Source organism: Paraglaciecola algarum (assembly GCF_021532655.1).
GTDB lineage: Bacteria > Pseudomonadota > Gammaproteobacteria > Enterobacterales > Alteromonadaceae > Paraglaciecola > Paraglaciecola algarum.
This window is the reverse complement of record NZ_JAKGAS010000004.1, coordinates 104,673-131,591: the sequence shown is the minus strand read 5'-3', so window position 1 is coordinate 131,591 and position 26,919 is coordinate 104,673. Positions and strand designations below refer to the sequence as shown.

Sequence of the window (26,919 nt, the reverse complement as noted above, 5' to 3'; positions counted from 1 at the left end):
ATGATCAGTAATCCAGCAAGCAAATATCAAGCTTTCAAGGGTGTTAAGTTAACCCAAAGGCAATGGCCAAGTAATCAAATAACTAAGGCGCCTATTTGGATGAGCACTGATCTACGTGATGGCAATCAAGCGTTAATAGATCCTATGTCAATTGAGACTAAATTACGTTTTTTTAAACATTTAGTGGCGATTGGTTTTAAACAAATTGAAGTCGGCTTTCCTTCAGCTTCCGACATCGATTTTAAGTTTGTGCGTTTGTTAATTGAAGAAAATCACATTCCTGATGATGTGACTATCGAGGTATTAACCCAGGCTAGATACGAGTTAATTGAGCGCACAGTAGAAAGTTTGCGTGGAACAAAACAAGCTATTTTGCATATGTACAATCCACTTGCTCCAGCTTTTCGAGAAATAGTCTACAAAACCGATAAAGCCGGTGTTAAAAACATAGCCACTCAAGGTACAAAGTGGGTGAAAGAGTTAACAGCTAAAGCACCAGAAGTGAATTGGACTTATCAATATTCGCCAGAGGTGTTTTCTAGTACTGAGTTACGCTTTGCAAAAGAAGTATGTGATGCGGTAGTCAACATTTGGCAACCCAGTCGTGACAACAAGATCATCATTAATTTACCAGCTACTGTAGAAATGAATACTCCTAATACTTATGCAGATCAAATCGAATGGATGCATACCCATTTAAAGCAGCGTCAACATATTATATTAAGTGTGCATCCCCATAATGACAGAGGCACAGCCGTCGCAGCGGCAGAGTTAGCCTTAATGGCCGGTGCAGATCGCGTTGAAGGCTGTTTGTTTGGAAATGGAGAGCGAACTGGCAATGTAGATATAGTGACCTTAGCCATGAACATGTACACCCAAGGAGTGCATCCTGAGTTGGATTTTTCCAATATCGACTCTGTACGTATGTTGGTAGAAGAATGTAATCAATTGCCAATACACCCTCGTCATCCTTACGCTGGAGAATTAGTCTTTACCGCTTTTTCTGGCTCCCACCAAGATGCGATTAAAAAAGGGTTAGCTGTGCAAGATAAACAAGCTCTATGGCAAGTGCCTTATTTACCGATTGATCCGGCAGATTTGGGCAGAAGTTATGAGTCTGTCGTGCGAGTGAATAGTCAGTCAGGTAAGGGAGGTGTGGCATTCTTGTTAGCTCGTGAAGCAGGTTTAGAATTGCCTCGTAAATTACAAATTGAATTTAGTAAGATAGTGCAAACCCACAACGATAATACTGGAAAAGAAGCTAGTGCGGCGGCGATTATAGATTTGTTTGAACAGCAGTACTTTAACCAAAGTGGGCCATTTGAATTTATTAAAAGCCAAATTTCTACTTTGGTTGGCGGAAAACAATCTGTAGATATTCAATTTAAACAATATGGTACAACTCACAAAATTAATGGAGTTGGCAACGGGCCTATAGACGCCGCGGTGAATGCCATTCAATCATTTACTAAACAAACTATTGAGTTAGTAGATTTTCACGAACATGCCTTGGGCAGTGGTTCTGGTGTTATCGCTGTGTGTTATTTAGAGTTGAAAGCTCAAAATAATATGAGTGAATTTGCAGTAGCTAAAGATAGCAATAGCATGACGGCCGCAATAAAAGCGCTATTTAATGGGATAAATAGACAATGGGTGGAGCCTGTTATGCAAAAACAGGCCTAGATTTTTGGTCAAAATTAATGGCGAAAATAGACGTCCTAATGAAACTTTTATTGTATAGTTCTTATAAGATTTTTTATGGCTAAAATTTATGCATGGTGCTTTTAAAATAAAAGTTGAGAGTCGAGTCGTGATTATTGACATTATAGGTCAATGGTCTGAACAAACAGCTTTAGATTTTGAAAAAGAACTCCATCAAAAAACCTCTCATTTAGCGGGTAGTAAATATGCACATATAGTTTCCTTTGAAGATTGGGAACTCAGCACGCCAAAAGTTGAGTCAATAGCCCAGCGTGTTATTTCCTGGTCGGAACGCCAAGGCATGTGTATTGTAGCTGAAGTATATAGTAACAATGTATTAAAGGAGTATTTGCTTGATAAAGCGGTAGAGGAGAAGGTCAAACAAAAGTTAATAATACGTCGTTTCAGCAATAAAAGCGAAGCTGAAATTTGGGTGGCTGAGGCAAGCTTAGGCTTAAATCACTCAGCAAACTAATATGAACTTTATGTAAATAGAAACCTACTTTACAGTCTCAAGAAACAGCCGCTACTAACACAAAAATATTATGTTTTTTATAGAAAGGAGCTCACCACTCTACTTTATTTCCTTGCCAATCAATAAAGCTTGCTTCACCATCAACCTCTGCTTTATCAACTATATCTAATAACTTCTGAGCAACAAAATCAGCAGTGAAAAGTTTACTTGCCGGTACATTTTTTTGAAAAGGTTTTGATAACTGACTATCGGTTGTGCCTGGATGAAATGAAATCACCTTTACGTTTTTAGCGCGTCTTTTAAACTCTATGCTTACGTTTTTTAACAGCATATTTAGTGCTGCTTTTGATGCGCGGTAACTGTACCAGCCACCTAAACGATTATCTGAGATACTGCCTACACGGGCGCTAAATACTACCAGCTTACAAGGTGCTTTGTGCGTTATAAGTGGGGTTAATTTTTGTATCCATAACATAGGTGTGAAAGCGTTAGTGAGCATGACATCTTGTAATGACGATAATGAGATATCTTCGAGGCGTTTTTCAGGGGTAATCGTATTATTGTGTAGTAAGCCATTGCATATATAAACCGAGCTTAAGGGAGCCTCTATTGCCTCTTGAATAGTGTCAACAGCATTCTCAATTGAGCTTTGTGTATAATCCATGACAGTCGTTTGCAAAACGTTGTCAAACGGTAATATTTGCTCAGTTCTACTGACCAATATAAGTTGTGTATGTGGTTGCTGTTGGAGTTGATTAGCTAATGCTTTGGCAATAGCGCTACTTGCTCCGATTATGAGTATGCTTTGAAGAAACATCGCAGGCTCCTGTTTTGCATTCAGGTATTGAAATATTGAATATGCGAGCAAATAAATGAGAGATTTTATGTCGGTGTTTTGCTATGCCTAAGTATACAAAATGTGCCATTGTTTTAACGACAGGCCAATTTAAAGGGGCAACCCAAAAGCCTTTTCCTACTAACGTCCAAGCTCGGTGGGTTACCGCTAAACCTAATAACAAATTACCTTTATACTCTCCGTGTAATATTTGCATTGCTTGATGAAAGTTAATATGGGGATAGTGCACATCAAAATTTTCTTGATGTAAATCTATTAGGCTAATCGCATTGTCTTTATCATTCGCTTTCAGATGGTTCATTTCGGCGCTACAAAGTGGACAGCGGCTATCGTAAAATATTTTTAACATAAATACACCCAGTTGGTTATTAAGTGTTAATCCATAAGACAGAGGCTAAAATATGGAAAAGCAGTACAGTAATGGTTAAACGAAAACGCATATTGAGATATTTTTTATGCGTTTCACTAAGCTTGGTGGCACAACTTTTTTTAACTTCATAAAAATAGAGTAACCAATAATTAGCTGACAACACGGCTAAAGCCATATACTCCGGTAACAATAAAGCACTAAATGCTAATAAACTCACAGTGTTACTAACGATTAACTTTTGTTTATTAAGCTCGGTTTCAGCTCGCCATAGGGTCCCAGCCATAAAGCTTAAAATTATGGCGCTGTAGGCAATAAAAGGCATATTTTTATCTATATTCAAAGGGGCGGCTTGAATGCTAAAAACCAAAGTAGCGATAAAGGGCAGTAAACCTAAATAACCTAACCATTGCCATATTTTCATTATGCACCGCCTTTTTTAATGCTTTTTGTACAAAACTTTTATACAAAACCCTTATACAAGATCTTTATAAAAGAGCTCTACAGAAAATCGTTTTCAATTGGCTCGCCATTAATGTTAATCACACTTGGCTTTTGGTTTGGTTTTGCATACTGCAAGCGTGAAAGTCTGTTGGTGGTGTGATAGCTGTCTAAGCCTGATACCGTAATCGTATTTAATGCTTCAATATCAAGATAACCGTCTGTAGTGATGGCACTGTTATCACATATTATTTGAGTAATTTCGCCAATAACGAATTGTGTATTATTAGAGGTAATATCAATTACCTCTTTAAGTTTTAATCCATATTTAACCTTGCTTTCTTTCACGAAAGGGGCTGTGCAATCTGGCATGAAATCAGGCGTGAGTGATGTTTGTGTAAACTCACTTGCAGACTTTTCGTAGCGAGCAGAAGTTTGATGTGCATCGAGGTAAATACCGCTATGGATTTGGTTAATAGTGTATTGACCTGTATCAAGAATATTTCGCAGAGTATGCCGTTCAACACTATCTGGCCTAGAAATTAAACCTATAAGTGCGGGAGAAGACCCTAAATGTATCACTGAGCTAAATATCGCTAGGTTAGTTTGCCCATGTCTATCCGCAGTACCCACTAAGTTTGCGCTTTTAAAACCTGATAATGAATTCACTAATTTCGCACGGTAGCGATCTGGCATATCTACCAATTCTTGTTTAGTAATTTTTTGCACGATAACCACTTGTACTCTTTTATGTGGTTTGTTTATACGTATTAAATTTCAAGTTTGATCAATTGAATAGTTAGAAAAATGGATAGAGTAATAAACAAAATTACCTTCAACGTTCTACAACGCTTTGTGGTAGTTGGGCTAGAGCCACCTTAACCAGAGGTAAGTTAGTCTTCGGATTTTGGTACTTTTTTAATATTTACATTTTTTAATAGTAAATAGAGCTAATTTTGATTGTGGTTTAACCCTCTCAACTAATTGGCTGGGAGGGTTAAAAAACTAAAGCTTAATTTTGCAACACCACTTTTGGTTTTCGAATACGTTGTTGATACAAAGCCAATCCAAAGATAATGGCGCTGGCACCTATGACTACATTTAATGTAATGGCTTCGTTGTTTAACCCGTTGCCTAATAGAATGGCGAAAACTGGTGTCATCATGGTAATTAATGACACTGAGCTGGTAGTGAGTTTTTGCAACACATAGAAGTAGCAAATAAACCCTATCAGTGAACCAAACACACCCAAATACACTATGGACATCAAAGACTTAACACTCCATGTTTCTGTAGGTAAGGTGCCATCCATAATTAACCATGTCATTAGGTATAAAGGTGTGGCGATAAGCATAGACCCCACCATAGTGGCCGCTGGATGGATCTGGATCCTAACCGTTTTAATGAGCACTGCGCTGAAACTAAAACTCACTACGCCGAAAGCTATTAGCAACATGCCTATCCAAGCATTATCTGCCACATTTACCTTGTCTGAAAATACTATGCACATACCTATTACAGAAATACTAATAGCGAGCCATTTTCGAATACCCATTTTAGGCTCGTCTAATAACTTATAGGCTAATACACCTGTGACTATGGGCGACATGCCAAATGCCAATGACATCATGCCTGTAGAGATATAAGCTGCGGCTAAGTATGAGGCAAACATACCGCCAAATAGACCAATAGATGAATAGGCGTATAGTTTAAAAGCTTGACCATCTAGCGGTAGTTTAATTCGCCAAAATCGTAATAAAACTGAGCCCAAGACTAGTGCTATTGCCATTCTAAGAAACCCGGCCATACTCGGATGAACAGACTCACTACTCCAAGCCAATCCTAGTGGGGTAGTTGACCAAACCAGAACAACGGTTAGGTAGGCAATCGCGACTTTCATGATGTAACTCCTTCTTTTTGTTTAAAAACTTAGGCTAAAACTTTCCATAAGCTAAGCAATTTAGTCTCGTTTTTATCAATTCTTATTTATTGGGGAAGGACAGAAAGATAAAAGCCGCAGACTGAATGCTGCGGCTTTTTGAGATATTTATTATTTACTACATCAAACCACAGCGTTTTTCGCCATACAAACCGGTGCAGGCCAGCGGACGATAACTGCCAGACTTAACATGGGTTTCGAAATTTGATGTGGTTTATTTAGTATCATTTTATTAATTTAACTTTTTTAGAGTTGGAGCCTGCTGGTTCATGTGTTTTACCAAGCTCATATATTTTACTAATGAGTAGGTAGATTACGGCAATAACCAAATAAGTCAATTACAAAACTACTCTAAAATTATCGTCTGACTTTATGGATATATTTAGATATACTCACGTCAACATTGTTAATTGTTGACATTTGTTGTGCGGATCTAAGAATGAAAAACTTCAACTTTACTCTTTTTACACTCATCGCTTGTTTATGCTGTTTTATGGTTCAAGCAAAGGATAAACGTCCAAATATTATTTTTATATTATCTGATGATGCGGGTTATACAGATCTAGGTAGTTTTGGTGGTGAAATTGACACACCAAACTTAGATCAAATGGCCAAACAAGGCATGCGCTTTAGTTCTTTTTACAGCAACGCGCGATGCAGTCCTACCAGGGCATCTTTGTTAACTGGTGTTGATGCTGCACATGTTGGTTTTGGTGGAGGCGTAGTAGGAGATTGGGTGCGTGAATTACCTTTTAAGGCGCATCGAGGCAGATTACCGTATGAACAACCTCTGATCTCTGAATTGTTGGCTGATAATGGTTATCAAACTATGATGGTAGGTAAGTGGCACCTTGGTGGGAGTTACGTTAAAGATGGCCCACAAAGTCTTATCGAACAATGGCGCAGTACGCACCCACCTAGTATGCAATTAACGCCTGAAGAAATGCAGGCAGACTATTTAGCCCTGCCGCCACAGCGCGGGTTTCAACAAAGTTTTGTGTTTCACGGAGCCCAAGGAAACTTGTTTTATACCCCAACTGATAGGCACCTTTATTATGAAGGAAATCAAAAAGCTACGCTGAAATATGATTATCATTACAATATGCATGCTTATGCAAAAAGTGAATTCGAGAAAAAGCACTACGCAGCTAATCACGGCAAACAAGGTAAAGCCTTTTATGCCACTGATGGTATGACAGACAGAGCTGTTGATATGATCCAACAAGCGACTAAAAAGTCACAGCCTTTCTTCATGTATATGGCATATCGAGCACCTCACAAACCTTTACAAGCGCCTGAAGAGTTAGTGCAAAAATATTTAAAACGTTATCAAAACCTACAGCAAATTGCTGATGAGCGACATAAACATAGTATTGAACAAGGTTTGTTTCCCCAGCAAGCCAATACAGATATCAAGAACCACTTGTGGAAAAACGCATCTGACGAAAAAGTACAAGCATTTCGTTTACAGTCTGCCGTACACGCTGCCATGATGGAAAAACTAGATGAGAATGTTGGAAAACTCATCGCTAGCCTGAAACAAACTGGTGAGTATGAGAATACGCTAATTGTATATATGTCAGATAATGGCGCGGCGTCTCACATTGGCGATTTAATGAATGTGCCTTTCAAAGGTGTAAAAGCCTTGTTATGGGAAGGTGGTGCCAGAGCCCATGCTATTGCTACTTGGCCTGGTGTGATTAAAGAAAATACTATTAATGATGATGTTATTTGGGTGGGAGATTGGATGCCTACCTTGTTAGAAGTCACCAAGACTCAGTTCCCCACGTTTTTTAGAGAAAGTAGCCCTAAACCTTTAGATGGTCGTAGTGTGTTAGCTTCGCTAAAGGGTGACAAAATTCAGCCCCCAGAAACTCTATTTTTTAATGACAAAGGCCAGCAAAGTGTGATTTATCAGGGCCGCTGGAAACTGTTAAGTGAGCCAGGTTGGTATTTACAAACCTTAGCTAAACCAGGCATAAACTATGAATTATACGATTTATTCAATGATCCAGGCGAAACTAACAATTTGGCTAAAAAAAAGCCAGAGCTGGTGAAAAAACTAGATAAATTGAGTCAAGAATGGAAACAAAAGAATCAAATAGTTGATTACGCTGACATCATTAAAATTAAACCTCAAGATCCTTTTTAGCAGGATCTTGGATCTTTATTATTTTAAGAAACTAGTTATAAAACGCAGATATCTTAGCTGAGATCCCGGCGGCATCTAAACCTAATTCGGCATACATTTCTTGTTGAGTACCCTGCATAATAAACTCGTCTGGTAGGCCTAACTGGATGAGTTTACTGGTGTGTTTAGAAGACATTAAATATTCGGCGACCGCACTTCCTGCACCACCCATAATTGCCCCATCTTCAATACTGACAAATAACTCATGGTCTGCTGCCAGACTATCAATAATTTGCGTATCTAGCGGTTTAACAAAACGCATATCAATAACTGTTGCGTCTAACTCTTCGGCTGCTTGTTGTGCATAAGGTAGTAAAATACCAAAATTTAAGATGGCGACTTTTTTACCTTGTCTGATAGAACGGCTTTTACCTATGGTTAATTCTGACATCTCGGCGGTGGGTGTGACACCAGTAGCAGAGCCTCTTGGATAACGCACAGCTGCCGGTTTGTTTAGCTTGTGGCCTGTGTACAACATTTGACGACATTCATTTTCATCTGCTGGTGCCATAATCACCATATTAGGTATACAGCGTAAAAATGGAATATCAAATGCACCTTGGTGAGTGGGGCCGTCTGCTCCGACTAATCCCGCTCTGTCTATAGCAAACAAAACTGGCAGTTCTTGTAAGGCGACATCATGTATTAATTGATCGTATGCACGTTGTAAGAAAGTTGAATAAATAGCCACTACCGTATTTAAGCCTTCTTTGGCAAGCCCTGCGGCAAAAGTCACAGCATGTTGTTCGGCAATCGCCACATCAAAATATTGCTCTGGAAACTGCTGTGAAAACTTCACCATACCTGAGCCTTCTCGCATAGCTGGCGTAATAGCCATTAATTTGGGATCTTGTTTAGCCATGTTACACAACCACTCGCCAAATACAGCAGAAAAGGTGGGGTTGCTAGGCGGAGCTTTAGGTAAACTTTGGTCTGCGGGATTAAACTTAGGCACAGCATGAAACTTGATTGGATCTTGTTCTGCCGACTCGTAACCTTTGCCTTTCTTGGTGACAACGTGAAGAATTTGTGGACCCTTAATATTGCGCATATTTCGCAGGGTATCCACCACACCATTTACATCATGACCGTCAATTGGGCCTATGTACTTAAAGCCTAATTCTTCAAATATAGTACCTGGTACTACCATGCCTTTTATGTGTTCTTCAGCGCGGCTGGCAAATTCTTTAATGGGAGGCACGTTACTGAGTAATTTTTTGCTGCCGTCTCGAATTGAGTTGAAAAAGTTGCCAGTCAATAAACGCGCAAGATGGCTGTTGAGTGCGCCCACATTTTCTGAAATAGACATTTCATTGTCATTTAAAATGACTAACATGTCTTTGCTAATATCGCCGCCGTGATTAAGGGCTTCAAATGCCATGCCTGCGGTCATAGCACCATCACCAATTACCGCAACCACCTTACGGCCTAAAGCTTCTTTTTCAGCCGCAACTGCCATACCTAAGGCAGCACTAATTGAGGTAGATGAATGACCTACAGCAAAGGTATCAAATTCACTTTCTTTCGGCCAAGGGAAGGGATGTAAACCACCTTTTTGACGAATACTTTGCATGCGCTCACGTCTACCTGTGAGTATTTTATGGGGATAAGCTTGGTGCCCAACGTCCCATAATAAGCGGTCAAAAGGTGTGTTATAAACGTAATGCAAGGCAACAGTTAGCTCGACTGTGCCTAAACCTGAAGCAAAATGACCACTACTTTTACTCACACTGGTCAACAAGTATTGACGTAATTCAGTTGCCAGTTGTTGCAACTTTTCTTTAGGCAGTTCTCTTAATTGTTCTGGGGTGTCGGCCAAAGCTAGAGTGGGATAATGGGCAATATCTAGGGTCATTAAATTGTTTCTAAATTCATTATTAATTTATTCGGTTGCACCCAAGCCCAGATTCAACTGATCTAGTAAGTACGGTGGATCACAAAATCGGTAAAAGATTGCAATATCTGGGTATTGTAAGGCAAAGCGCGCAAAGCTTGAAGTGCTTGTTGATGAAGTTCTTCAAGATAAGTTTGTGCCTCGGCTAATCCTAACATAGCCGGGTAAGTGCTTTTGTTTTGTTCTTGGTCTGAACCTTGTGGTTTACCTAAGGTTTTTGAATCGCTAGTCACATCTAATATATCGTCTTGGACTTGAAACGCTAAACCAATAGTTTGGGCAAACTTTAACAAATATTGTTTGTTTTGCTCCGAGATGTCAGCTGCCAAGGCAATCGCCATTTCAACACAAGCGATTAATAACGCGCCAGTTTTTTTACTGTGAAGAGACTCTAGTTGCTGCTGACTGATTTGTTTATCCGTTGCAGCAAGATCCATCGCTTGACCGCCACACATGCCATGAAAACCAGAAGCTTTACTAAGAATTTTGACTAACTCAATTCGTTTGTTTTCTTGACTCATTGAATAATCACATAAAATTTCAAAGGCTAAGGTTTGTAATGCATCGCCGGCTAAAATGGCGGTTGCTTCATCAAACTTAATATGACAAGTGGGGTGTCCTCGCCGTAACTCGTCATCATCCATAGCAGGTAAATCATCATGAATAAGTGAATAGGCATGAATAGCTTCAATTGCCATAGCAGGACCATTTAAGTCTTCAGCAGAAACGCCTAACATTTCACCTGCGGCATAGACTAAAAATGGGCGCATTCTTTTACCGCCTATCAATAAAGCGTACAACATGGCTTGTTTTAATGATTCTGCGTGATCAGGCAAAGAGTTGATTTGCTGGGTTAAATTTGAATCAACTCTATTTTTTATGGCTTGCTGGTATTGGACTAAATTCACTAGTTATTTGACTCAAATACATCCAAAGTTTGTTGACCATTTTGACTGGTCAATATTTGCACTTTTTGTTCGGCGTCTTTTAACTGTTTTTGACTATGTCGAGCCAATTGAATGCCTCGCTCAAAACTCTTAAGTGCGTCTTCTAATGGGAGTTCCCCTTGTTCCATTTTGGTGACTAACTCTTCTAACTCTTGCATTGATTGTTCAAAAGTTAAGGATTCTGCTTTTTTTCTACTTGTCATATCAATTTTAGCCTGTTACCAGTTGGCAGGCACCATACCTGAGCTGAAAAAATCGGTCAAATAATTAATAACATTCTGTTACTTATTTGTGTCAACTTGGGTCTTAAAGCTCTTGTTTGAATAACGCCTGTTTATCCTAGTTAATATTCAACAATAAAGAACTAAAAGCTAACTACTGAATAAAAGCCGAATGGTATGGTATAGATACCTAAAATATGGGGAAATGTTGAATTAACTTTAGGTCTGATTGATAAAAGCTTTAAAGACCACAAGGATCACTAGTTTGCTAAAATCTATTCATCATGCAGCCATTATTTGTTCAGATTATAAAAAATCTAAGGATTTTTATACTTCAATTCTTGGGTTAGAAGTGATTGCTGAGAATTATCGACAAGAGCGTGATTCTTTTAAACTCGATTTGAAATTACCTTATGGCGGTCAAATTGAATTGTTCTCTTTCCCTAATTCGCCAGCAAGACCAAGTTTTCCAGAAGCTTTAGGGTTAAGGCATTTGGCATTTGTTGTGGAGTCTGTTGAATCAGTAAAGGATTATCTTTTGTCAAAAGGTATTGATGTAGAACCCATCAGAGTTGATGAATATACAAATAAAAAATTCACCTTTTTTCAGGATCCTGATGGTCTTCCTCTGGAGCTGTATGAACAAGCTGATGGTTAAAAGAGTTGGCCTTGTTAATCGACTAAACGCCTAGCTTGTCAATAAAATTAGGGCAGTATGATGAAAAAGGGAATTCAATTTTTACATTTTGCTGTGGCTATTGTTGTTACATGTTTTATCTCTATGTTTCTCTTTTCGGTATTTAACTACAATGTTTTTGGTGAAGATGCATATAACCCTGTGTATGCATTTATTCAAATTGCAGTTTATCTAGTGGTTTTTAAATTGGTTTATAAGCAGACTACATTTCTGTTTAATAAAAATACGAAATAAGATCCTTAGTGTCGAAGCCATGGGTTTGATTTTCTTACGATTATAAATTCCCCATTGAATAATTGGCTTGTCAGATGGCCAGGTATGGACATCTGACAAGCCAATCTATAGCTGGGAGCGACTTATTGCCGTTCTTAAAGAGCGTTGCTTTTACATTACTCAGACAATATATCTACTATTTCTTTAAGTTCTGCTAACTGACTGGTTAAGTCTGCCACTTGTTGTTCTAGTGCAGAGATGCGACTCATAGCGTCACTATCTAATGAGCTTTCAGCTGAGGCCGCTGGTTGATTGAGACTTGGTGAAAAAGTTTGGGCACTAGCTGCGGCAACTTCTACTTCACCACTAAACAAGTGAGCATAACGTGAGTCTCGTTTACCTGGTTCTCTTTCTAGTTTCACCACCAAACACTCATCGTTTAGCTTGGTCAATTGCTGCAGAGCTTGCTCAACCGCTTCAACGTTAGCAAACTCAGCTAAACGGTTAGTACGGGTTCTTAACTCGCCGGGTGTTTGCGGACCTCTGAGTAACATTACACAGATAATGGCGAGTTGTTGGCGATTAAACTTTAAGTCACTGAATTCAGTATTACAGAATCTATGTTTGTACTTAACTACGCGACTTCCCACGCCTGTGTATTCAAGTATCAGTTTTTTGTCGGTTAGCTCATCTAAAATAGTTTGTACCTCTGATTCAGTAAAACTAACAACAGGATCTCGGTTACTTTTTTGGTTGCAGCCTAAGGTTAAGCTATTTAAAGAGAGAGGATATTGGTCTGGCGTGGTGATTTCTTTTTCAAGTAATACACCTATCACACGAGCTTGTTCTGGGGTAAGTTGGATTAAGATAATGATTTCCTTACATTCTAGGTTTTACCTTTTAAATAGTAATACTGATCTCTCTAAACTTCATTGCCTTTAATTAGGTTTTTTATATTGTCAGTAAAATGCATCTTAATTAATCATACTATTTGGTTTAAATATACATTTTGCAGTTTGTATATGATTGATTTTTGGTTGGGAATGAGCGTATTATTGTTAACAATGTTTAATTTTTGGGTTGGATAAGTGAATTTATGTGGCGTTTTGGTATGTGTTTGGGTGCTTTATGGATTTTATCTAGTTGTTCTTACTCCGGTATAAATCATACAAATGGGTTAGGTTGGCAAGATGTATCCTTACCTGAAAATATTAATTCTACAGCTAAATGGGAATTAATTGACGAGGTTAGTGATAACTTTAACTATGTTGGCAAAACCGCAGAGTTTTATGACAAATGGCATGACAATCATATTCGCGGGTGGAAAGGGCCAGGTGCCACTTATTTTAGTGCGCAGCACAGTGCATTAGAAAATGGCTTGTTAGTGTTATCGGCGAGTGCAGTGCCTGAGCCTCAACAGGGTAAGCCGGCAGATTATGGTGGTTTTAAATCTAAAAAAACGATTTACACTGGTTTTGTTACCGCTAAAAGGAATATTGAATATCCAATCTTTGTAGAAGCGAGTATGAAAATATCTAGCTTGGCATTGGCCAGTAATTTTTGGATGTTAAGTGATGATGATAAATACGAAATCGATGTCACTGAAACCTATGGCGACACAGATTACAACGCTAAACAAATGTCGACCAATTACCATATATTTAAGCGAGATCCAGGCACAAATGACTATTTAGAAGATTATGGGCATAAAGCCAAACATTATCAAACTCCAGACAAAGCGCTGTTAAATAAAGACTTTCATCGATTTGGTTTTTATTGGAAAAGCCCTAAACACATGGAGTTTTATCTTGATGGAAAACTTGTTCGAGTGTTATCCACTGAAACTGATTTGACCGATCCTGATGGGCATTTTTTTGATAGGCCATTGCGGATTATTTTTGATATGGAAGACCACGTTTGGCGTGCCAAGAAAGGTATTACACCTAGTTTAGAGCAGCTAGATGACCCGAGTAAAAACAAAATGTATGTAGATTGGACAAGGGCATACCGTCCAGTTTCATCGAACTAGAAAGTTAATTTTTAAAGTTTTTTTTGCAAAGCTTTTTTTCAAAGCTAATTTGAGGACATTGAAATGAATGATATTAAGCAAAGAATAATAAAATCCCTCAGCTTATTTTTACTGGTTACTGCGACTAGTAATGTATTAGCTGATACCAAGATTCAGCTGACAGGCGAACTGCAAAAGTGGCATGCAATTTCTCTGACTTTTGATGGCCCCGAGACGCCAGAAGACGCTGAATATAACCCTTTTGTAAACTATAGGCTGAACGTAGAATTTACGCATAAAACTTCTGGTAAAAGTTACACTGTGCCCGGGTATTTTGCTGCCGACGGTGACGCTGCCAATACCGGAGCAACAGCTGGAAATAAATGGCGGGTGAATTTTTCAGCTGATGAACTAGGTACATGGGACTGGCGAGCCACCTTTAGAAAAGGCAGATTTGTTGCGGTATCTAACAAGGACTTAACTGGGGCGGCAGCTGGCTTTATGGATAATCAAACCGGCAGTTTTGAGATAAAAGCCACGGATAAGTCGTATCCAGATTTTCGTCAGCGTGGACGTTTAGAATATATCAATCAACCTTATTTACGTTTTGCCCAAACCGGTGAATATTTTATAAAAGCGGGTCCTGATGCCCCTGAAAATTTGCTTTCTTATGTTGATTTTGATGGGACTTTTCATAACGATGGGCATAAAGATGAGTTAGTCAAAACTTGGCAAGCTCATGAAAAAGACTGGAATAAAGGCGATCCTACCTGGCAAAAAGGTAAAGGTAAGGCGTTAATTGGTGCATTAAATTATTTATCTGAAAAAGGCATGAACTCCATTTCTTTTTTGACCTTAAACATTATTGGTGATGATCAAAATGTATTCCCTTATGTAGATTACGATACCTTAGATCGTATGGACATATCTAAGTTAGCTCAGTGGAATATTGTGTTTACTCACGCCCAGAAAAAGGGCCTATTCTTACACTTCAAAACCGCTGAGGTAGAAAACCAAGGTTTGTTAGATAACGGCGGATTAGGCTTGCAACGTCAATTGTATTACCGTGAATTAATTGCGCGTTTTGGCCATCACTTAGCTTTAAATTGGAATATGGGTGAAGAAAATGGTGAATGGGTACCTAATCATAAATCTATGCCTCAATCGACCATTCAACGTTTAGCAATGGCTAAGTACTTCCATAATAATGACCCTTATAATCATCATGTGGTGATCCATAATGGCAATGACTACAGTGATTTAACTGGCAACGACAGTTATTACACTGGCGCTTCGGTGCAAACCAGCCGCAAAGACTTTAGTCAAGTACATGGTGCGGTAAAACGTTTACGTGAATGGCCTTTAATTAATGGTAGACCTTTTGCGGTATCTGTTGATGAACCAGGTGATGCCCAAAATAGTTTGGTACCGGATAGTGTTGATCCTAAACATGATAACGCCCGAAAAAATGGTTTATGGGGAGCACTTACCGCAGGCGCTTGGGGCACAGAATGGTATTTTGGCTATGCACACCCTCATTCAGATTTAACTGCTCAAGATTGGCGCTCTCGTGATTTGTTTTGGGATCAAGCTAAATATGCTTTAGATTTTTTCAAAATAGCAGGCGTGCCATATCATAAAGGCAAAAACCTAGATAACTTGTCAAATGGCCACTGGGTATTAGGTGAAGAAGGCCAGTTTTACATAGTGTTTGTAAAAGACGCCTCAAAAGAAGCTAAATTGAATATTTATTTCGGCAAAGCGGATTATTCAGTGCAGTGGTACAACCCAAGATTAGGTGGAGAATTACAAACAGGTACGGTTAAAAAAGTCACGGTAACGCAAAATCGTACCAGTTATAAAAAGTATGAGCGTCACGATTTAGGCGCGCCACCATCTGACAAAAACCAAGATTGGGTAGTATTGGTAAAACGTAAATGACAATTCTTATATCCTAAAATGGTATTTTTTCGTTAGCCATTTCATTATCAAACCCGCTAAAGTTAATGTGTTTAGCGGGTTTTTTATGGATGATACTAGGTATGTTTATTGTTGTGATAATTGTAACTATTGATGTGTTTTAGTGACAAATGTATCATTGTTGGTTATTATTGAGTTGATAGTGAAATTTACATGATTCAATAATGAGGTGGTCAATGAGTGCGTTAGCTAAATCGACTATTCAGCCAAATAAAGGCACTGTTTTATTAAAAGCATTTAATAACGCTTGTGCTGAGTTGAGTGTCAGTAAAACCGTGTCTTGTAAAATCATTGGTTTGAATAGGGCTACCTTGTCTCGTAAAGAAAACACAGGGATCTCACCTGACTCTAAATCGGCTGAGCTATGTTTGCATTTTATTCGATTATATCGTTCGTTGTTTGCGATCTCTGGTGGGGATAAAAGTTTTATGCGTCATTGGTTTACTAGTCCTAATAGTGCCTTGGGTGGCAAGCCCTCTGAGTTAGTACATTCTGTAATTGGGCTAATTCAAGTTAATGAATACCTAGATGCCATGCGCGGAAAAATTTAGCTTTTGGTTTTTAGTCTTAATACTAATCATGGATGGATGCTAGCTTGACTAATTTTAAACAAGAATATGTACAAAGCTCGTGCCCTGTTACTTACAAAAAACACATTAACCGTTTGATTGAAACCCAAGAGATAGCTGCAACTACTAGTTTAGTGGATGATCTTGATGAGCAGTTTGTGTTAGAACAAATGTTAGATGAAGTTAAACCTCAGTATCGTCCCGGTACCGAGCATATGCATTATTTACTCAAAACCCCTTTTCGTTATCCTCCTTTAAAATATGGCTCTCGTTTTGGCACGCGTACCTTACCAAGTTTTTTTTATGCTGGAGAAGGTTTGCATGGCACCTTAGGTGAAGTGGCTTATTACCGGTTTGTGTTTTTGCAGCATATGCAAATTCCTTATACGCAGGCCATTCGTTCACAACATATGTCGTTCAGGGTAGAAGTTGCTACTCAAGAGTGCGCTGACCTTACTTTAACTAACTTTGAGCCACTCAAAGAAAGGCTGACCAGTGTAAATAATTATGATTATTGCCAAAAGGCCGGACATTGGCTGGTGGATGACCAAGGCATACAGGTTATTCGGTATCACTCGGCGCGAATTCTAGGAGCAGTTAACGTGGCCATTGCCCAACCTATTGCACTTGTATCTACCGAGCCAGAGCAGTGCCAAAATTGGCTGTGTTTAACTCAAGTAGACAAAGTCAGTTTTACCTCTGTTGGGAATACTTCTCCGGTTACATTTTACCGAGAAGATTTTTTATGCGACGGAGAGTTACCTATACCAGCTTAGAAAATAGCAATTAGGATTTTATTTGAAAAGATCTAATCAAAATGATTGTATTGGTGTTTAAACTGGTTTAATCTTTTTGCATCGAATCATTATGAGTTTATCTAAATGTCTGTACAATCCTCTGTTCATCCGACTAATCAATCAATAATAACCCAAGCTTTGTCTGAGCTAACCCACGCACAAAAAGATCGTTTAGCTTTTATCGATTTTAGTTTGCAGTACTTTGGACATGTTGCCCGTACTGATTTGATCCAAAGGTTTAAAACTGGCTTAGCAGCAAGTACTCGCGATTTTAGTGCTTATAAGGAGATCGCCCCAGACAACTTAATCTTAAAACATCAAACCAAGAGTTATCACAGAACGGATAGTTTTCACCCTGTGTTTAACCATGATCCAGAAGTGATCTTAACCTCGTTAAGTCGCGGTTTTGGCAATGGTATTTCTACAGGTGTACAACCATCGGAACAATGTTTTGATGCGGTGCGATTAATTCACCCTGAGCCAGCCATTATTGCTGGGATCATGCGTGCTATTCATAACAAGAAAGCTATTATATGTGGTTATGTGTCTGTATCGTCAGGTGAGTCTGTACGGGCTTTAGTGCCTCATTCTATTGTGAATAATGGCCATCGTTGGCATGTGCGAGCCTATGATCGCAAAAATAATAGCTTTAGAGATTTTGTGTGTACAAGGTTTACGCATGTTGAAGTAATGCCTGAAGAAATACACGCTCACGAAGGCGCACATTATGACCAACAGTGGCAACAAATCGTTGAATTGGTATTGATCCCACACCCCAGTATTAAACAGCCCAAAGCCATTGAAATGGATTATGCCATGCAAGATGGTAAATTGGTTTTACAGTTAAGAGCGGCTGTTGCAGCTTATGTTTTACGTCAATGGCAGGTTGATTGTTCAGCTGGGCATAAGGTGAATAGTCAAGGTTTTCACTCGGCTTTAGCTCACGGCTGTCAGTTGGCTTTAGCTAATCACAGTGTGCTTGAACAAATTGATAGTGCTGGTTTGTTATTAACTTAAAATTGGTACACCTAGTCGCTTGGTGCGTTCTAAGTTGGTTTTTTGGCTAATCTCGAGTATGCATAATAGGTTATGCCTTGACAATCTATCCAGTAGGTAACTGACTTCTTGATTGGCGTATCTGTCGTGGGTATCTTTTATATCAGTGCGTTTGCCAAATAAAGCATCAGCTTCGTCGAAAAATAATATCCAGTTATTTGTTGCGGCTTGTGCGACTAATTTTGCTAAGTTTTTTTCAGTTTCACCTATGTACTGCTCGACAAAAGCAGCACAATCGATAACACATATTGTGGGCTCAAACTTTTCGTGTTTGAGCTCTCGCGCTATATAGTTAAGCACTAATCCAATATCACTTTGTGAAAAATTACTCAGTACCATTTGAGTAGTTAGCTGTTTTCTACTTTTCGCTATAACATCTTCCAATTGACTGTGTGCTTCATCTTTTAAAGATAAGTCGTATTTCACATCCGCGGGTTTAGTTAAAAGATGCAAAGGTTTTATATAAGCTTGCTGGTACTCACTAAATGTTTGTCGGTAAATTTTCATGGGTATATAACTCAAATAAATAATGGTAATTACTTTAAATGATGAATAATCATCTAAAAATCAGGTAAACTATGCGCAAATTTGACCCTGCTAATTATAATGTTATTAGCTATTGCCCAAGAGGTTTATATGAGTTTATTTTTAGAGTACATCGAAGAAATTGCAAGTCGTAAAAAAGATCTAGGATTGGCACCTAAGCCAATCGATAGCGCTGACTTATTAGCTGAGATCATTGAGCAAATTAAAGATACAGCTCACGCTCACCGTGCTGATTCACTTAACTTCTTTATTTACAATACTTTACCAGGCACCACTAGTGCTGCTGGTGTGAAAGCTAAATTTTTAAAAGAAATCATTTTAGGCCAAGAAGTCGTTGCAGAAATTTCTGTAGAATTTGCCTTTGAATTACTTTCTCATATGAAAGGTGGTGCTTCAATCGAAGTGTTACTAGACCTAGCATTAAGTGAAGACGCTACATTAAGTGCCCAAGCATCAGATGTATTAAAAACCCAAGTATTTTTATATGACGCTGATACATCTCGTCTTGAAGCGGCGTATAAAGCAGGCAATGCTGTAGCAAAAGATATTTTAGAAAGTTACGCAAAAGCTGAATTTTTCACAAAGTTACCTGATGTGGCTGAAGAAATTGAAGTGGTGACTTATATTGCTGGTGAAGGCGACATCTCAACAGATTTGTTATCTCCGGGTCATCAAGCTCACTCTCGTGCAGACCGTGAGTTACATGGTAAATGTATGATTACTCCTGAAGCTCAGGAAGAAATTAAAGCGCTACAAGCTAAACATCCTAAAGCCAAAGTAATGCTCATTGCTGAAAAAGGTACTATGGGTGTGGGTTCTTCACGCATGTCAGGGGTGAATAACGTGGCATTGTGGGCCGGTAAACAAGCAAGTCCTTACGTCCCCTTTATTAACATCGCTCCGGTTGTTGCCGGTACAAATGGTATATCTCCAATTTTCCTAACAACAGTAGATGTAACCGGCGGTATTGGTCTTGATCTTAAAAACTGGGTTAAGAAAGTTGACGCTAATGGCAAAACGGTGGTTGATGAAAATGGCGATGCAGTATTAGAAGAAGCGTATTCTGTTGCCACTGGTACAGTGTTGACTATCAACACTAAACAGAAAAAATTGTATAACGGTGATAAAGAGTTAGTTGATGTTTCATCAGCATTTACTCCACAAAAAATGGAGTTTATGAAAGCCGGAGGTTCTTATGCAGTGGTATTTGGTAAAAAATTACAAACTTTCGCAGCTGAAGCTTTAGGCGTTGCTGCACCAGCGGTATATGCCCTTGCGAAAGAAACCTCAATTGCAGGTCAAGGTTTAACTGCCGTTGAAAAAATCTTTAATAATAATGCTGTAGGTGTAACCTCTAAAAGTGCTTTACATGCTGGATCTGACGTACGTGTTAGAGTCAATATTGTGGGTTCACAAGACACCACAGGCCCTATGACCTGCCAAGAGTTAGAAGCTATGGCGGCATCGACTATTTCTCCATTAGTTGATGGTGCTTATCAATCAGGCTGTCATACTGCTTCTGTATGGGACAGTAAAGCTAAAGCTAATATTCCTAAACTTATGAGTTTTATGAATGCCTTTGGTTTAATCACAGCTCGTGATCCAAAAGGTAAATATCACGCCATGACTGACGTTATTCACAAGGTATTGAATGACATTACAGTGGATGATCGCGCGATTATCATAGGTGGTGACTCTCATACTCGTATGTCTAAAGGTGTCGCCTTTGGTGCTGACTCAGGCACAGTGGCATTAGCACTGGCTACAGGTGAAGCGGCTATGCCAATTCCAGAGTCAGTAAAAGTCACCTTTAAAGGTGAAATGAAAGACTACATGGATTTTCGTGATGTGGTGCATGCAACACAAGCCCAAATGCTTAAGCAATTTGGTGGCGAAAACGTGTTCCAAGGCCGAGTAATTGAAGTGCATATTGGTACTTTGTTAGCTGACCAAGCTTTTACCTTCACCGATTGGTCTGCAGAGATGAAAGCTAAAGCGTCAATCTGTATCTCTGAAGATGAGACCTTAATTGGTTCATTAGAAATCGCTAAGAGCCGTATCCAAATCATGATCGATAAAGGTATGGAAAACCAAGCGAAAACCTTGCAAGGTTTAATCGATATTGCTAACAAGCGTATTGAAGGCATCAAGTCAGGTACAACACCTGCGTTAACGCCAGACAACAATGCTAAATATTATGCAGAAGTGGTGATTGATTTAGATCAAATCGATCAGCCTATGATTGCTGATCCTGATGTTAATAACGAAGATGTGTCTAAGCGTTATACCCATGACGTAATCCGCCCTGTATCTTATTACGCTGATAAGCCAGTTGATTTAGGTTTTGTGGGTTCTTGTATGGTGCACAAAGGTGATATGCAAATTATCGCGCAAATGTTCCGTAACATTGAAAAACAAAACGGTAAAATTGAATTTAAAGCGCCATTAGTTGTGGCTCCACCCACTTACAATATTGTTGATGAGCTTAAAGCTGAAGGCGATTGGGATATCTTGAAGAAGTACTCAGGCTTTGAGTTTGATGATGCTAATCCAAAAGATGCTGCCCGTACTAAATACGACAACATCATGTATTTAGAACGTCCAGGCTGTAACTTATGTATGGGTAACCAAGAAAAAGCAGAACCTGGTGATACAGTAATTGCTACATCAACTCGTTTGTTCCAAGGCCGAGTTGTTGCCGATTCAGCTGAGAAAAAAGGTGAATCATTATTAGGTTCAACACCGTTAGTGGTACTTTCAACTATGTTGGGTCGTTTCCCTTCTATGGATGAATACAAAGCTGCGGTAGATGGTATTAACCTAACGGACTTTGCTCCACCTACGCATGCGTTAACCTCAGAGCCTGCAGCTGTAAGAATTGCTGATCCTAGCTAGTTTTATCTAAGTATAAGTTAGTCAATTTGATAAGCCGAAATAGCGAAATCTATTTCGGCTTTTTTTATTTAAAATTCAAGCCTTGAACTTTTGGGTAATTTATCTCTCTGATAATGAAACTATTACGCCTTTGTAAAATAAAATGAGTGATATTTGATGAAAAGATTAATTGCGGTAGGTATGGCATTATTGAGTATGACTTTGCTGAGTTGTACAACTAAACAAGCTCAACATTTTGTGGGAGCCGCTATTGCAGACGGTGCAGACACCCAAGTTCGTTATAGTGCTTCTCAATGTCGAACATTACGTATGCAATGTGTACAGGGAGATTTTCAAGAGTGGGAAACCAGTGAAAAAGAAATGGGCTGCTCCTGTAAAAAATTATAAGGAAATAAAATTATGAAACTTATTTTGCTAGTTGTTACTTGTGGACTGGTTGCTTGCGCATCTCCGGAATCTGGTCCATACAAAGTACAGGCTATGCCACCTCATATAGAACATCGATATGATCCTATTCAATGCAGTGCATTAGCACATCAGTGTCAAAATGGAAGTTATCAAGAGTGGGAAAAACCAAACAAACAACAAGGAAACAGACAAAAAGAAGGTGGTTACCAAGTTAGGTTACCAGAACCAGCAGGTTGCAGTTGCCAGAATTAACCGTAAGTGTGAGTAGTAAATGAATATTAAGAATTCTTTAGGTGTGTTAAAAGTTGTTGTTTTATCACTTTTAGTTTTTACAGCGGCGGCTGAAACCAAGCCTGAGGTAAGGTTTTCAAAGGTCGAAGTAATTGTAAACAAACAGACTTACCCACTAGAGTATGCTGTTACCCATGTACAACGAGCGCAGGGATTAATGCATCGAGAGTTTATGTGTGAAACCTGCGGTATGTTGTTTAACTTTCAAAATACTCGTCAAGTGAACATGTGGATGAAAAACACCTTAATCCCATTAGATGTAGCCTTTATCCGAGCCGATGGGTTTATTGTAAATATCGAAGCTATGCAGCCTAGAGTACTTAAAACCACTAGTTCTGCTGGTGATGTACTTTATGCATGGGAGATGAACCAAGGTTGGTTTGCTAAAAATGGTATTGGGGTAGGGGATACTGTATCGGTTAAGGAGTAACCAGCTCTTTTTTATGTGTTATGCACATTAAGTATTCACTACGTTCACTTTATGCCTCGCACCGAGACTATTCACTACGGTCAACGCCATAAAGTGTCGTCCATTAATGCTTGATGTGCGAAGCAGAATCTTACTACGCGCAGCGCATGCTTAATCTTTTAAAATTAAAGATTAACTCTCATACGCTAATGGGTCAGTTACTTGATTCTTTTCAAAGGCTTCTAGACGTTCTTGGCAGGCGCCACATTTTCCGCAGGCTTTTTCTCGGCCATTGTAACAAGTCCAAGTTTTTGCATAGTCTAAGTTCATTTTAAGGCCAGCGGTTAAAATGTCGATTTTACTGACGTTTAAATAGGGTGTAACTATTTCAACAGCTTCATAATTGGCGATAGCGCACACGTCATTCATTTTATGTACAAATTCTGGACGACAGTCAGGATATATGGCGTGATCACCTGAGTGAGCCCCGTAATAAACTTTATTGGCTTCAAGGGAGACTGCGTATCCTACAGCCATTGAAAGCAAAATCATGTTTCGATTGGGCACCACTGTGGTTTTCATGCTTTCTTCAGCATAGTGGCCTTCAGCCACATCTATGTCAGAGGTGAGTGACGATCCACCAATTAGTTGATTAATAGCAGAAATATCCACGATTTTATGGTGCACACCTAATTCTTGGCAGGCGCGACTGGCGTAATCTAATTCTTTTTTATGGCGTTGCCCATAATCAAAAGACAGGGCGAATATCTCGTAACCCTGTTTAACAGCTAAGTTCAGAACAGTAAACGAGTCCATTCCACCAGAAAAAATTACTACTACCTTTTGTGCCATTTAGTTTGCTTCTCTATAATCAAGCTGTTTAATGGTAATGTTAAGTGATCTAAGGGAAAATTCCTATCTTGATAACTATTTTGAATCCGTTTTTGGATGTATTAATAAGGTGTATTTTTGAGTTCTTATAAAATTAATGAAGTATTTGAGTCGTTGCAAGGTGAGGGCAGTTATACAGGTTTACCTTCTATTTTTGTGCGTTTGCAAGGCTGTCCAGTGGGATGTCCTTGGTGTGATACTCAACATACTTGGACGGTTGATCCTGCTTTTGAAAAAAGTAGTGAATCGGTGATGGCTGAAACTCAGGAGTCTAAGACTTGGTTTGAGCACACGACCGAACAGTTGTTAGCTTTGTTTAAAAGTAATGGCTACGTAGCCAAACATATAGTGATTACAGGTGGTGAACCTTGTTTGTATGATCTAAATCCGATTACAAGTGAGTTACTTGATAAGGGATATTCGGTGCAAATTGAGACCAGTGGAACCTATGAGATCTTAGCGCATCCAGATACATGGGTAACTGTATCACCTAAGGTAAACATGCCAGGTGGTAAACAGGTTTTAAAAAGTGCCATGCTCCGGGCCAATGAAATAAAACACCCTATTGCTATGCAAAAACACATTGATGAATTAGATTCAGTCTTGTCGTTATTGGGTGATAAACCCAAGCCTAATATTTATTTGCAGCCCATTAGCCAACAAAAAAGGGCCACGGATCTTGCAATCAAGACCTGTATAGCGCGTAATTGGCGATTATCACTACAAACTCATAAGTTTATTGGTATTGAATAAAATAGTAACTGGTTAACGAATTAAGGAGCAGAGTATGAAAGGTAAACTAATTTGTTACTTAATGAGTGGCTTGATATTGATTTTTTCCTGTGCAGAAGCGATGTCAGCATCTTGGCAGATCACCTATCCTAGAACTATTTCAGATGAAGACAAAAGTACAGAATACCCTTTAAAAGTTTTGGCGCTAGCTCTTGAGCAAACAGGCGTGAATTATCAATTAACTCCGTCCGAAAAATACTATTCACAAGGTAAAAATTTAAGCCGTTTAAAAGACAACCGAGAAATAAATGTTGTTTGGAGTATGACTGATAATCAAAGGGAAAAAGACCTGTTACCTATTCGTATCCCCATTTATAAAGGATTAATTGGTTGGAGGATGTTTCTCATCCGCGAAGATATGGCAGAGCGTTTTAAATATATTCAAAATTTAGATCATTTACTTAAGTTAATCCCGATCCAAGGGAGTGATTGGCCTGATACTAAAATCCTACAAGCCAATAGTTTTGATGTGGTTACCAATATTAATCATAGTGCTTTAGCCAATATGTTATCTAATGCCCAAGGGGACTTTTTTCCGCGCTCTATACTTGAAATATGGGATGAATTAGCGTCGTTAAAAACTAAAAACAAACTCGTCATACAGGATAGCTTAGGCTTGCGCTATCCTGCTGCTATGTATTTTTTTGTAAATAATAAAAATAGACCTTTAGCTCATTTGATTAATACAGGCCTAGAAAAAGCCATAGAAAATGGTCAGTTTGATAAGTTGTTTAATCAAACTTATCGCTCTTATATTGAAAAATCCAAGCTTAAAAAGCGTAAGTTTTATCAACTGAAAAATAGTTTTTTACCTCCTCTCACTCCTATCGATAGAAAAGAGCTGTGGTTTAATCCGGGGGGATTTTAGAGAAGACAGATGTTTTGAATTCTTTAGCCATATTTATTAAAAAAGTTTGGTGTGACTACACAGCAATTACGCCCTTTATTTTTCGCCTTGTATAACGCCTCATCTGCTGCTTTGAAACTTGATTCGAATTGTTCTGTTGGTTGCATCATGGACATACCAAAGCTGGCGGTGACAGAGAAGTCCTGAAGAAATTCCAATTGAGTGATTTCAATTCGTAACTTTTCGGCTAGGGAAAATAATGCCGGACTTTCCGTATTAGGACACAAAATAACAAACTCTTCTCCTCCCCATCTTGCTACTAGATCTGTTTGTCGTGTTGAATTGTTTAACAGCAGTCCCACAGAACAAAGCACTTCGTCACCAATATTGTGTCCCCATTTATCGTTGATACGTTTAAAAAAGTCTATATCTAGAATGATCAGTCCAATTTGAGTGGTGGCTGAATTTTCTAACAGTATTTGCAAGTGATTCTGCAAGCCATACCTATTTAAGGTTTGAGTTAACGCATCAGTGATTGATAGGTTTTTATAGGTATCTGACTTTTGCTTTAACTCTTGGGCGTAATTTGTCATCTCAGCTAAACGAATTTTTTCTTGTTTATTGCGTTTATATAACTTGTTGAGCTGATAGACGACTCTGAGCACAATACCAGTTAACCACAAGGATAGAATACCTAAGTACCAATGCTCTTTTTCAATATAATCTCCGCTTAATGAAATATTATTAATTTGAAAAGTATGTTCACCTAACGGCGACTTTTCATCAAAATCGATACCTAATTCTGTGACATGATTTAAGTTTATTCTTGCATGATGTTTAGGCACATCAAACTCACTCACCCACCAGTCGGCTAAATGCAATTCATTAAAGTCGTAGACCAAAGGTTTATTAAAATCTACTTTACGAATGGTTGTGGTGATAAATTGTGCGCTATTGAACTCATTAATATCACTCACAGCAGGGTCAAAGCTACGTAAATAAATACGAATATAATTTGCTGGTCCTTGGTAGTTAACGTCAAAGTTGATAGTTTGATATTGGCTTAAGTTGAGACCAATGTGCCATTGACTTATGTCATTGTTGAAGTACTGCCCAAAATTACAAGATGGGATTTTTGCTCCTTTTTTCATATTGCAATACCACATTGAATGGTCTGGTTTTAACCATTTAGCTTGGCTATTTCCGTTTGTTTCTTTATCTACTAGGCTAAAAGTTGGGAACGCTGAATTTGGTAGTAAAAATAACTCACGTTTAGGGATCAGCGGATAACTTAATAGCGCAATAATTGTCAGGCTTACTGCTGCTAAATAAAGTAAATTAGTTAATTTAGAGTTCAAATATTTACTTCCTTAAAAAGGCAGCCACTTTGACTAATTCTGAGTGTAAATCATCCTTATGGGTAGAAAGTTTTCGTCCTTGTCTAAAATACAATTATTGATGAATTAATTTTTTTAATTGTCTGATGAG

27 protein-coding genes are annotated in these 26,919 nt (G+C 38.7%); 15 read left to right on the top strand and 12 right to left on the bottom strand.

The features are described 5' to 3' along the window. Together leuA and L0668_RS08895 are read left to right on the top strand one after the other, a co-directional pair. Positions 1-1,683, top strand: a complete 1,683-nt coding sequence (gene leuA / locus L0668_RS08900) for a 2-isopropylmalate synthase (protein ID WP_235311888.1) — start codon at positions 1-3, stop codon at positions 1,681-1,683. A 127-nt stretch (positions 1,684-1,810) separates the two neighbouring features. Next, entirely contained in the window at positions 1,811-2,176 is a 366-nt protein-coding gene (locus L0668_RS08895) for a hypothetical protein (protein ID WP_235311886.1), read from the top strand. Between the two features lie 91 nt (positions 2,177-2,267). On the opposite strand, the gene L0668_RS08890 is transcribed toward L0668_RS08895, so the two are convergent. The 5 genes from L0668_RS08890 to L0668_RS08870 all read right to left on the bottom strand — a co-directional run bounded on the left by L0668_RS08890 (position 2,268) and on the right by L0668_RS08870 (position 5,740). Further along, positions 2,268-2,993: an SDR family NAD(P)-dependent oxidoreductase gene (locus L0668_RS08890; protein ID WP_235311884.1), complete on the bottom strand. Its 726-nt coding sequence runs from the start codon at positions 2,991-2,993 to the stop codon at positions 2,268-2,270. Further along, positions 2,956-3,381, bottom strand: a complete 426-nt coding sequence (locus tag L0668_RS08885; protein ID WP_235311882.1) for a thiol-disulfide oxidoreductase DCC family protein — start codon at positions 3,379-3,381, stop codon at positions 2,956-2,958. Before L0668_RS08885 ends, L0668_RS08890 begins: the two co-directional genes overlap by 38 nt. Positions 3,382-3,400: 19 nt before the next feature. Beyond that, entirely contained in the window at positions 3,401-3,823 is a 423-nt protein-coding gene (locus L0668_RS08880; protein ID WP_235311880.1) for a DUF3429 domain-containing protein, read from the bottom strand. Between the two features lie 77 nt (positions 3,824-3,900). Then, positions 3,901-4,536, bottom strand: a complete 636-nt coding sequence (locus L0668_RS08875; RefSeq protein ID WP_235312313.1) for a flavin reductase family protein — start codon at positions 4,534-4,536, stop codon at positions 3,901-3,903. 316 nt (positions 4,537-4,852) lie between these two features. Next, the gene (locus tag L0668_RS08870) at positions 4,853-5,740 is read right to left on the bottom strand and encodes a DMT family transporter (protein WP_235311878.1); all 888 of its coding nucleotides are present in this window, start codon (positions 5,738-5,740) and stop codon (positions 4,853-4,855) included. 478 nt (positions 5,741-6,218) lie between these two features. Here L0668_RS08870 and L0668_RS08865 point away from each other — a divergent pair, with 478 nt between their 5' ends. Next, positions 6,219-7,931 carry a sulfatase-like hydrolase/transferase gene (locus tag L0668_RS08865; protein WP_235311876.1) on the top strand — a complete coding sequence of 571 codons (1,713 nt, stop codon included), beginning with the start codon at positions 6,219-6,221 and terminating at the stop codon, positions 7,929-7,931. 31 nt (positions 7,932-7,962) lie between these two features. Here L0668_RS08865 and dxs read toward each other — a convergent pair whose 3' ends face one another. The 3 genes from dxs to xseB form a co-directional block, all read right to left on the bottom strand. After that, a complete protein-coding gene (gene dxs / locus L0668_RS08860; RefSeq protein WP_235311874.1) occupies positions 7,963-9,825 on the bottom strand; it encodes a 1-deoxy-D-xylulose-5-phosphate synthase in 1,863 nt (620 codons plus the stop codon). 62 nt (positions 9,826-9,887) lie between these two features. Further along, a complete protein-coding gene (ispA, locus tag L0668_RS08855) occupies positions 9,888-10,772 on the bottom strand; it encodes a (2E,6E)-farnesyl diphosphate synthase (RefSeq protein ID WP_235311872.1) in 885 nt (294 codons plus the stop codon). Beyond that, positions 10,772-11,014 (bottom strand): exodeoxyribonuclease VII small subunit, encoded by a 243-nt coding sequence (gene xseB, locus L0668_RS08850; protein WP_235311871.1) that lies wholly within the window; start codon positions 11,012-11,014, stop codon positions 10,772-10,774. The genes ispA and xseB overlap by 1 nt, the downstream gene beginning before the upstream one ends. A 283-nt stretch (positions 11,015-11,297) precedes the next feature. Here xseB and gloA2 point away from each other — a divergent pair, with 283 nt between their 5' ends. Further along, entirely contained in the window at positions 11,298-11,690 is a 393-nt protein-coding gene (gene gloA2, locus L0668_RS08845; protein ID WP_235311869.1) for an SMU1112c/YaeR family gloxylase I-like metalloprotein, read from the top strand. Positions 11,691-12,118: 428 nt separating this feature from the next. Here gloA2 and L0668_RS08840 read toward each other — a convergent pair whose 3' ends face one another. Then, a complete protein-coding gene (locus tag L0668_RS08840) occupies positions 12,119-12,811 on the bottom strand; it encodes a YceH family protein (RefSeq protein ID WP_235312311.1) in 693 nt (230 codons plus the stop codon). A 227-nt stretch (positions 12,812-13,038) separates the two neighbouring features. On the opposite strand from L0668_RS08840, the gene L0668_RS08835 reads away from it, so the two are divergent. From L0668_RS08835 to L0668_RS08815, 5 genes are all read left to right on the top strand, one after another. Further along, positions 13,039-13,971: a family 16 glycosylhydrolase gene (locus tag L0668_RS08835; protein ID WP_235311867.1), complete on the top strand. Its 933-nt coding sequence runs from the start codon at positions 13,039-13,041 to the stop codon at positions 13,969-13,971. Between the two features lie 63 nt (positions 13,972-14,034). Next, positions 14,035-15,891, top strand: a complete 1,857-nt coding sequence (locus L0668_RS08830) for a DUF5060 domain-containing protein (RefSeq protein WP_235311865.1) — start codon at positions 14,035-14,037, stop codon at positions 15,889-15,891. Positions 15,892-16,106: 215 nt separating this feature from the next. Beyond that, a complete protein-coding gene (locus L0668_RS08825) occupies positions 16,107-16,481 on the top strand; it encodes an MbcA/ParS/Xre antitoxin family protein (protein WP_235311864.1) in 375 nt (124 codons plus the stop codon). 44 nt (positions 16,482-16,525) lie between these two features. After that, entirely contained in the window at positions 16,526-17,275 is a 750-nt protein-coding gene (locus L0668_RS08820) for an RES family NAD+ phosphorylase (RefSeq protein ID WP_235311863.1), read from the top strand. A gap of 105 nt (positions 17,276-17,380) precedes the next feature. Then, complete coding sequence (locus L0668_RS08815) at positions 17,381-18,313, top strand: WYL domain-containing protein (protein ID WP_235311862.1); 933 nt, start codon at positions 17,381-17,383, stop codon at positions 18,311-18,313. Here the strand turns inward: L0668_RS08815 and L0668_RS08810 are convergent. Next, on the bottom strand, positions 18,305-18,859 hold the full coding sequence (locus L0668_RS08810) for an AAA family ATPase (protein ID WP_235311861.1): 555 nt from the start codon (positions 18,857-18,859) through the stop codon (positions 18,305-18,307). The genes L0668_RS08815 and L0668_RS08810 overlap by 9 nt on opposite strands. 129 nt (positions 18,860-18,988) lie before the next feature. Between L0668_RS08810 and L0668_RS08805 the strand changes: the two genes are divergently transcribed. The 4 genes from L0668_RS08805 to L0668_RS08790 all read left to right on the top strand — a co-directional run bounded on the left by L0668_RS08805 (position 18,989) and on the right by L0668_RS08790 (position 22,922). Further along, positions 18,989-21,793, top strand: coding sequence for a bifunctional aconitate hydratase 2/2-methylisocitrate dehydratase (locus tag L0668_RS08805; RefSeq protein ID WP_235311860.1), 2,805 nt, complete (start codon positions 18,989-18,991; stop codon positions 21,791-21,793). Positions 21,794-21,949: 156 nt separating this feature from the next. Next, entirely contained in the window at positions 21,950-22,180 is a 231-nt protein-coding gene (locus L0668_RS08800) for a hypothetical protein (RefSeq protein WP_235311859.1), read from the top strand. A gap of 12 nt (positions 22,181-22,192) precedes the next feature. Further along, complete coding sequence (locus L0668_RS08795; RefSeq protein WP_235311856.1) at positions 22,193-22,453, top strand: hypothetical protein; 261 nt, start codon at positions 22,193-22,195, stop codon at positions 22,451-22,453. Positions 22,454-22,472: 19 nt separating this feature from the next. Continuing rightward, positions 22,473-22,922 (top strand): DUF192 domain-containing protein, encoded by a 450-nt coding sequence (locus L0668_RS08790; protein ID WP_235311855.1) that lies wholly within the window; start codon positions 22,473-22,475, stop codon positions 22,920-22,922. A 171-nt stretch (positions 22,923-23,093) separates the two neighbouring features. Here the strand turns inward: L0668_RS08790 and queC are convergent, their stop codons facing one another. Next, positions 23,094-23,753 carry a 7-cyano-7-deazaguanine synthase QueC gene (gene queC / locus L0668_RS08785; protein ID WP_235311853.1) on the bottom strand — a complete coding sequence of 220 codons (660 nt, stop codon included), beginning with the start codon at positions 23,751-23,753 and terminating at the stop codon, positions 23,094-23,096. Positions 23,754-23,870: 117 nt separating this feature from the next. Between queC and queE the strand changes: the two genes are divergently transcribed. Together queE and L0668_RS08775 are read left to right on the top strand one after the other, a co-directional pair. Further along, entirely contained in the window at positions 23,871-24,545 is a 675-nt protein-coding gene (gene queE, locus L0668_RS08780; protein ID WP_235311851.1) for a 7-carboxy-7-deazaguanine synthase QueE, read from the top strand. Positions 24,546-24,579: 34 nt separating this feature from the next. Continuing rightward, positions 24,580-25,452 (top strand): type 2 periplasmic-binding domain-containing protein, encoded by an 873-nt coding sequence (locus L0668_RS08775; RefSeq protein ID WP_235311850.1) that lies wholly within the window; start codon positions 24,580-24,582, stop codon positions 25,450-25,452. A 23-nt stretch (positions 25,453-25,475) separates the two neighbouring features. On the opposite strand, the gene L0668_RS08770 is transcribed toward L0668_RS08775, so the two are convergent. After that, entirely contained in the window at positions 25,476-26,789 is a 1,314-nt protein-coding gene (locus L0668_RS08770) for a GGDEF domain-containing protein (protein ID WP_235311849.1), read from the bottom strand. Positions 26,790-26,919: the final 130 nt, after the last annotated feature.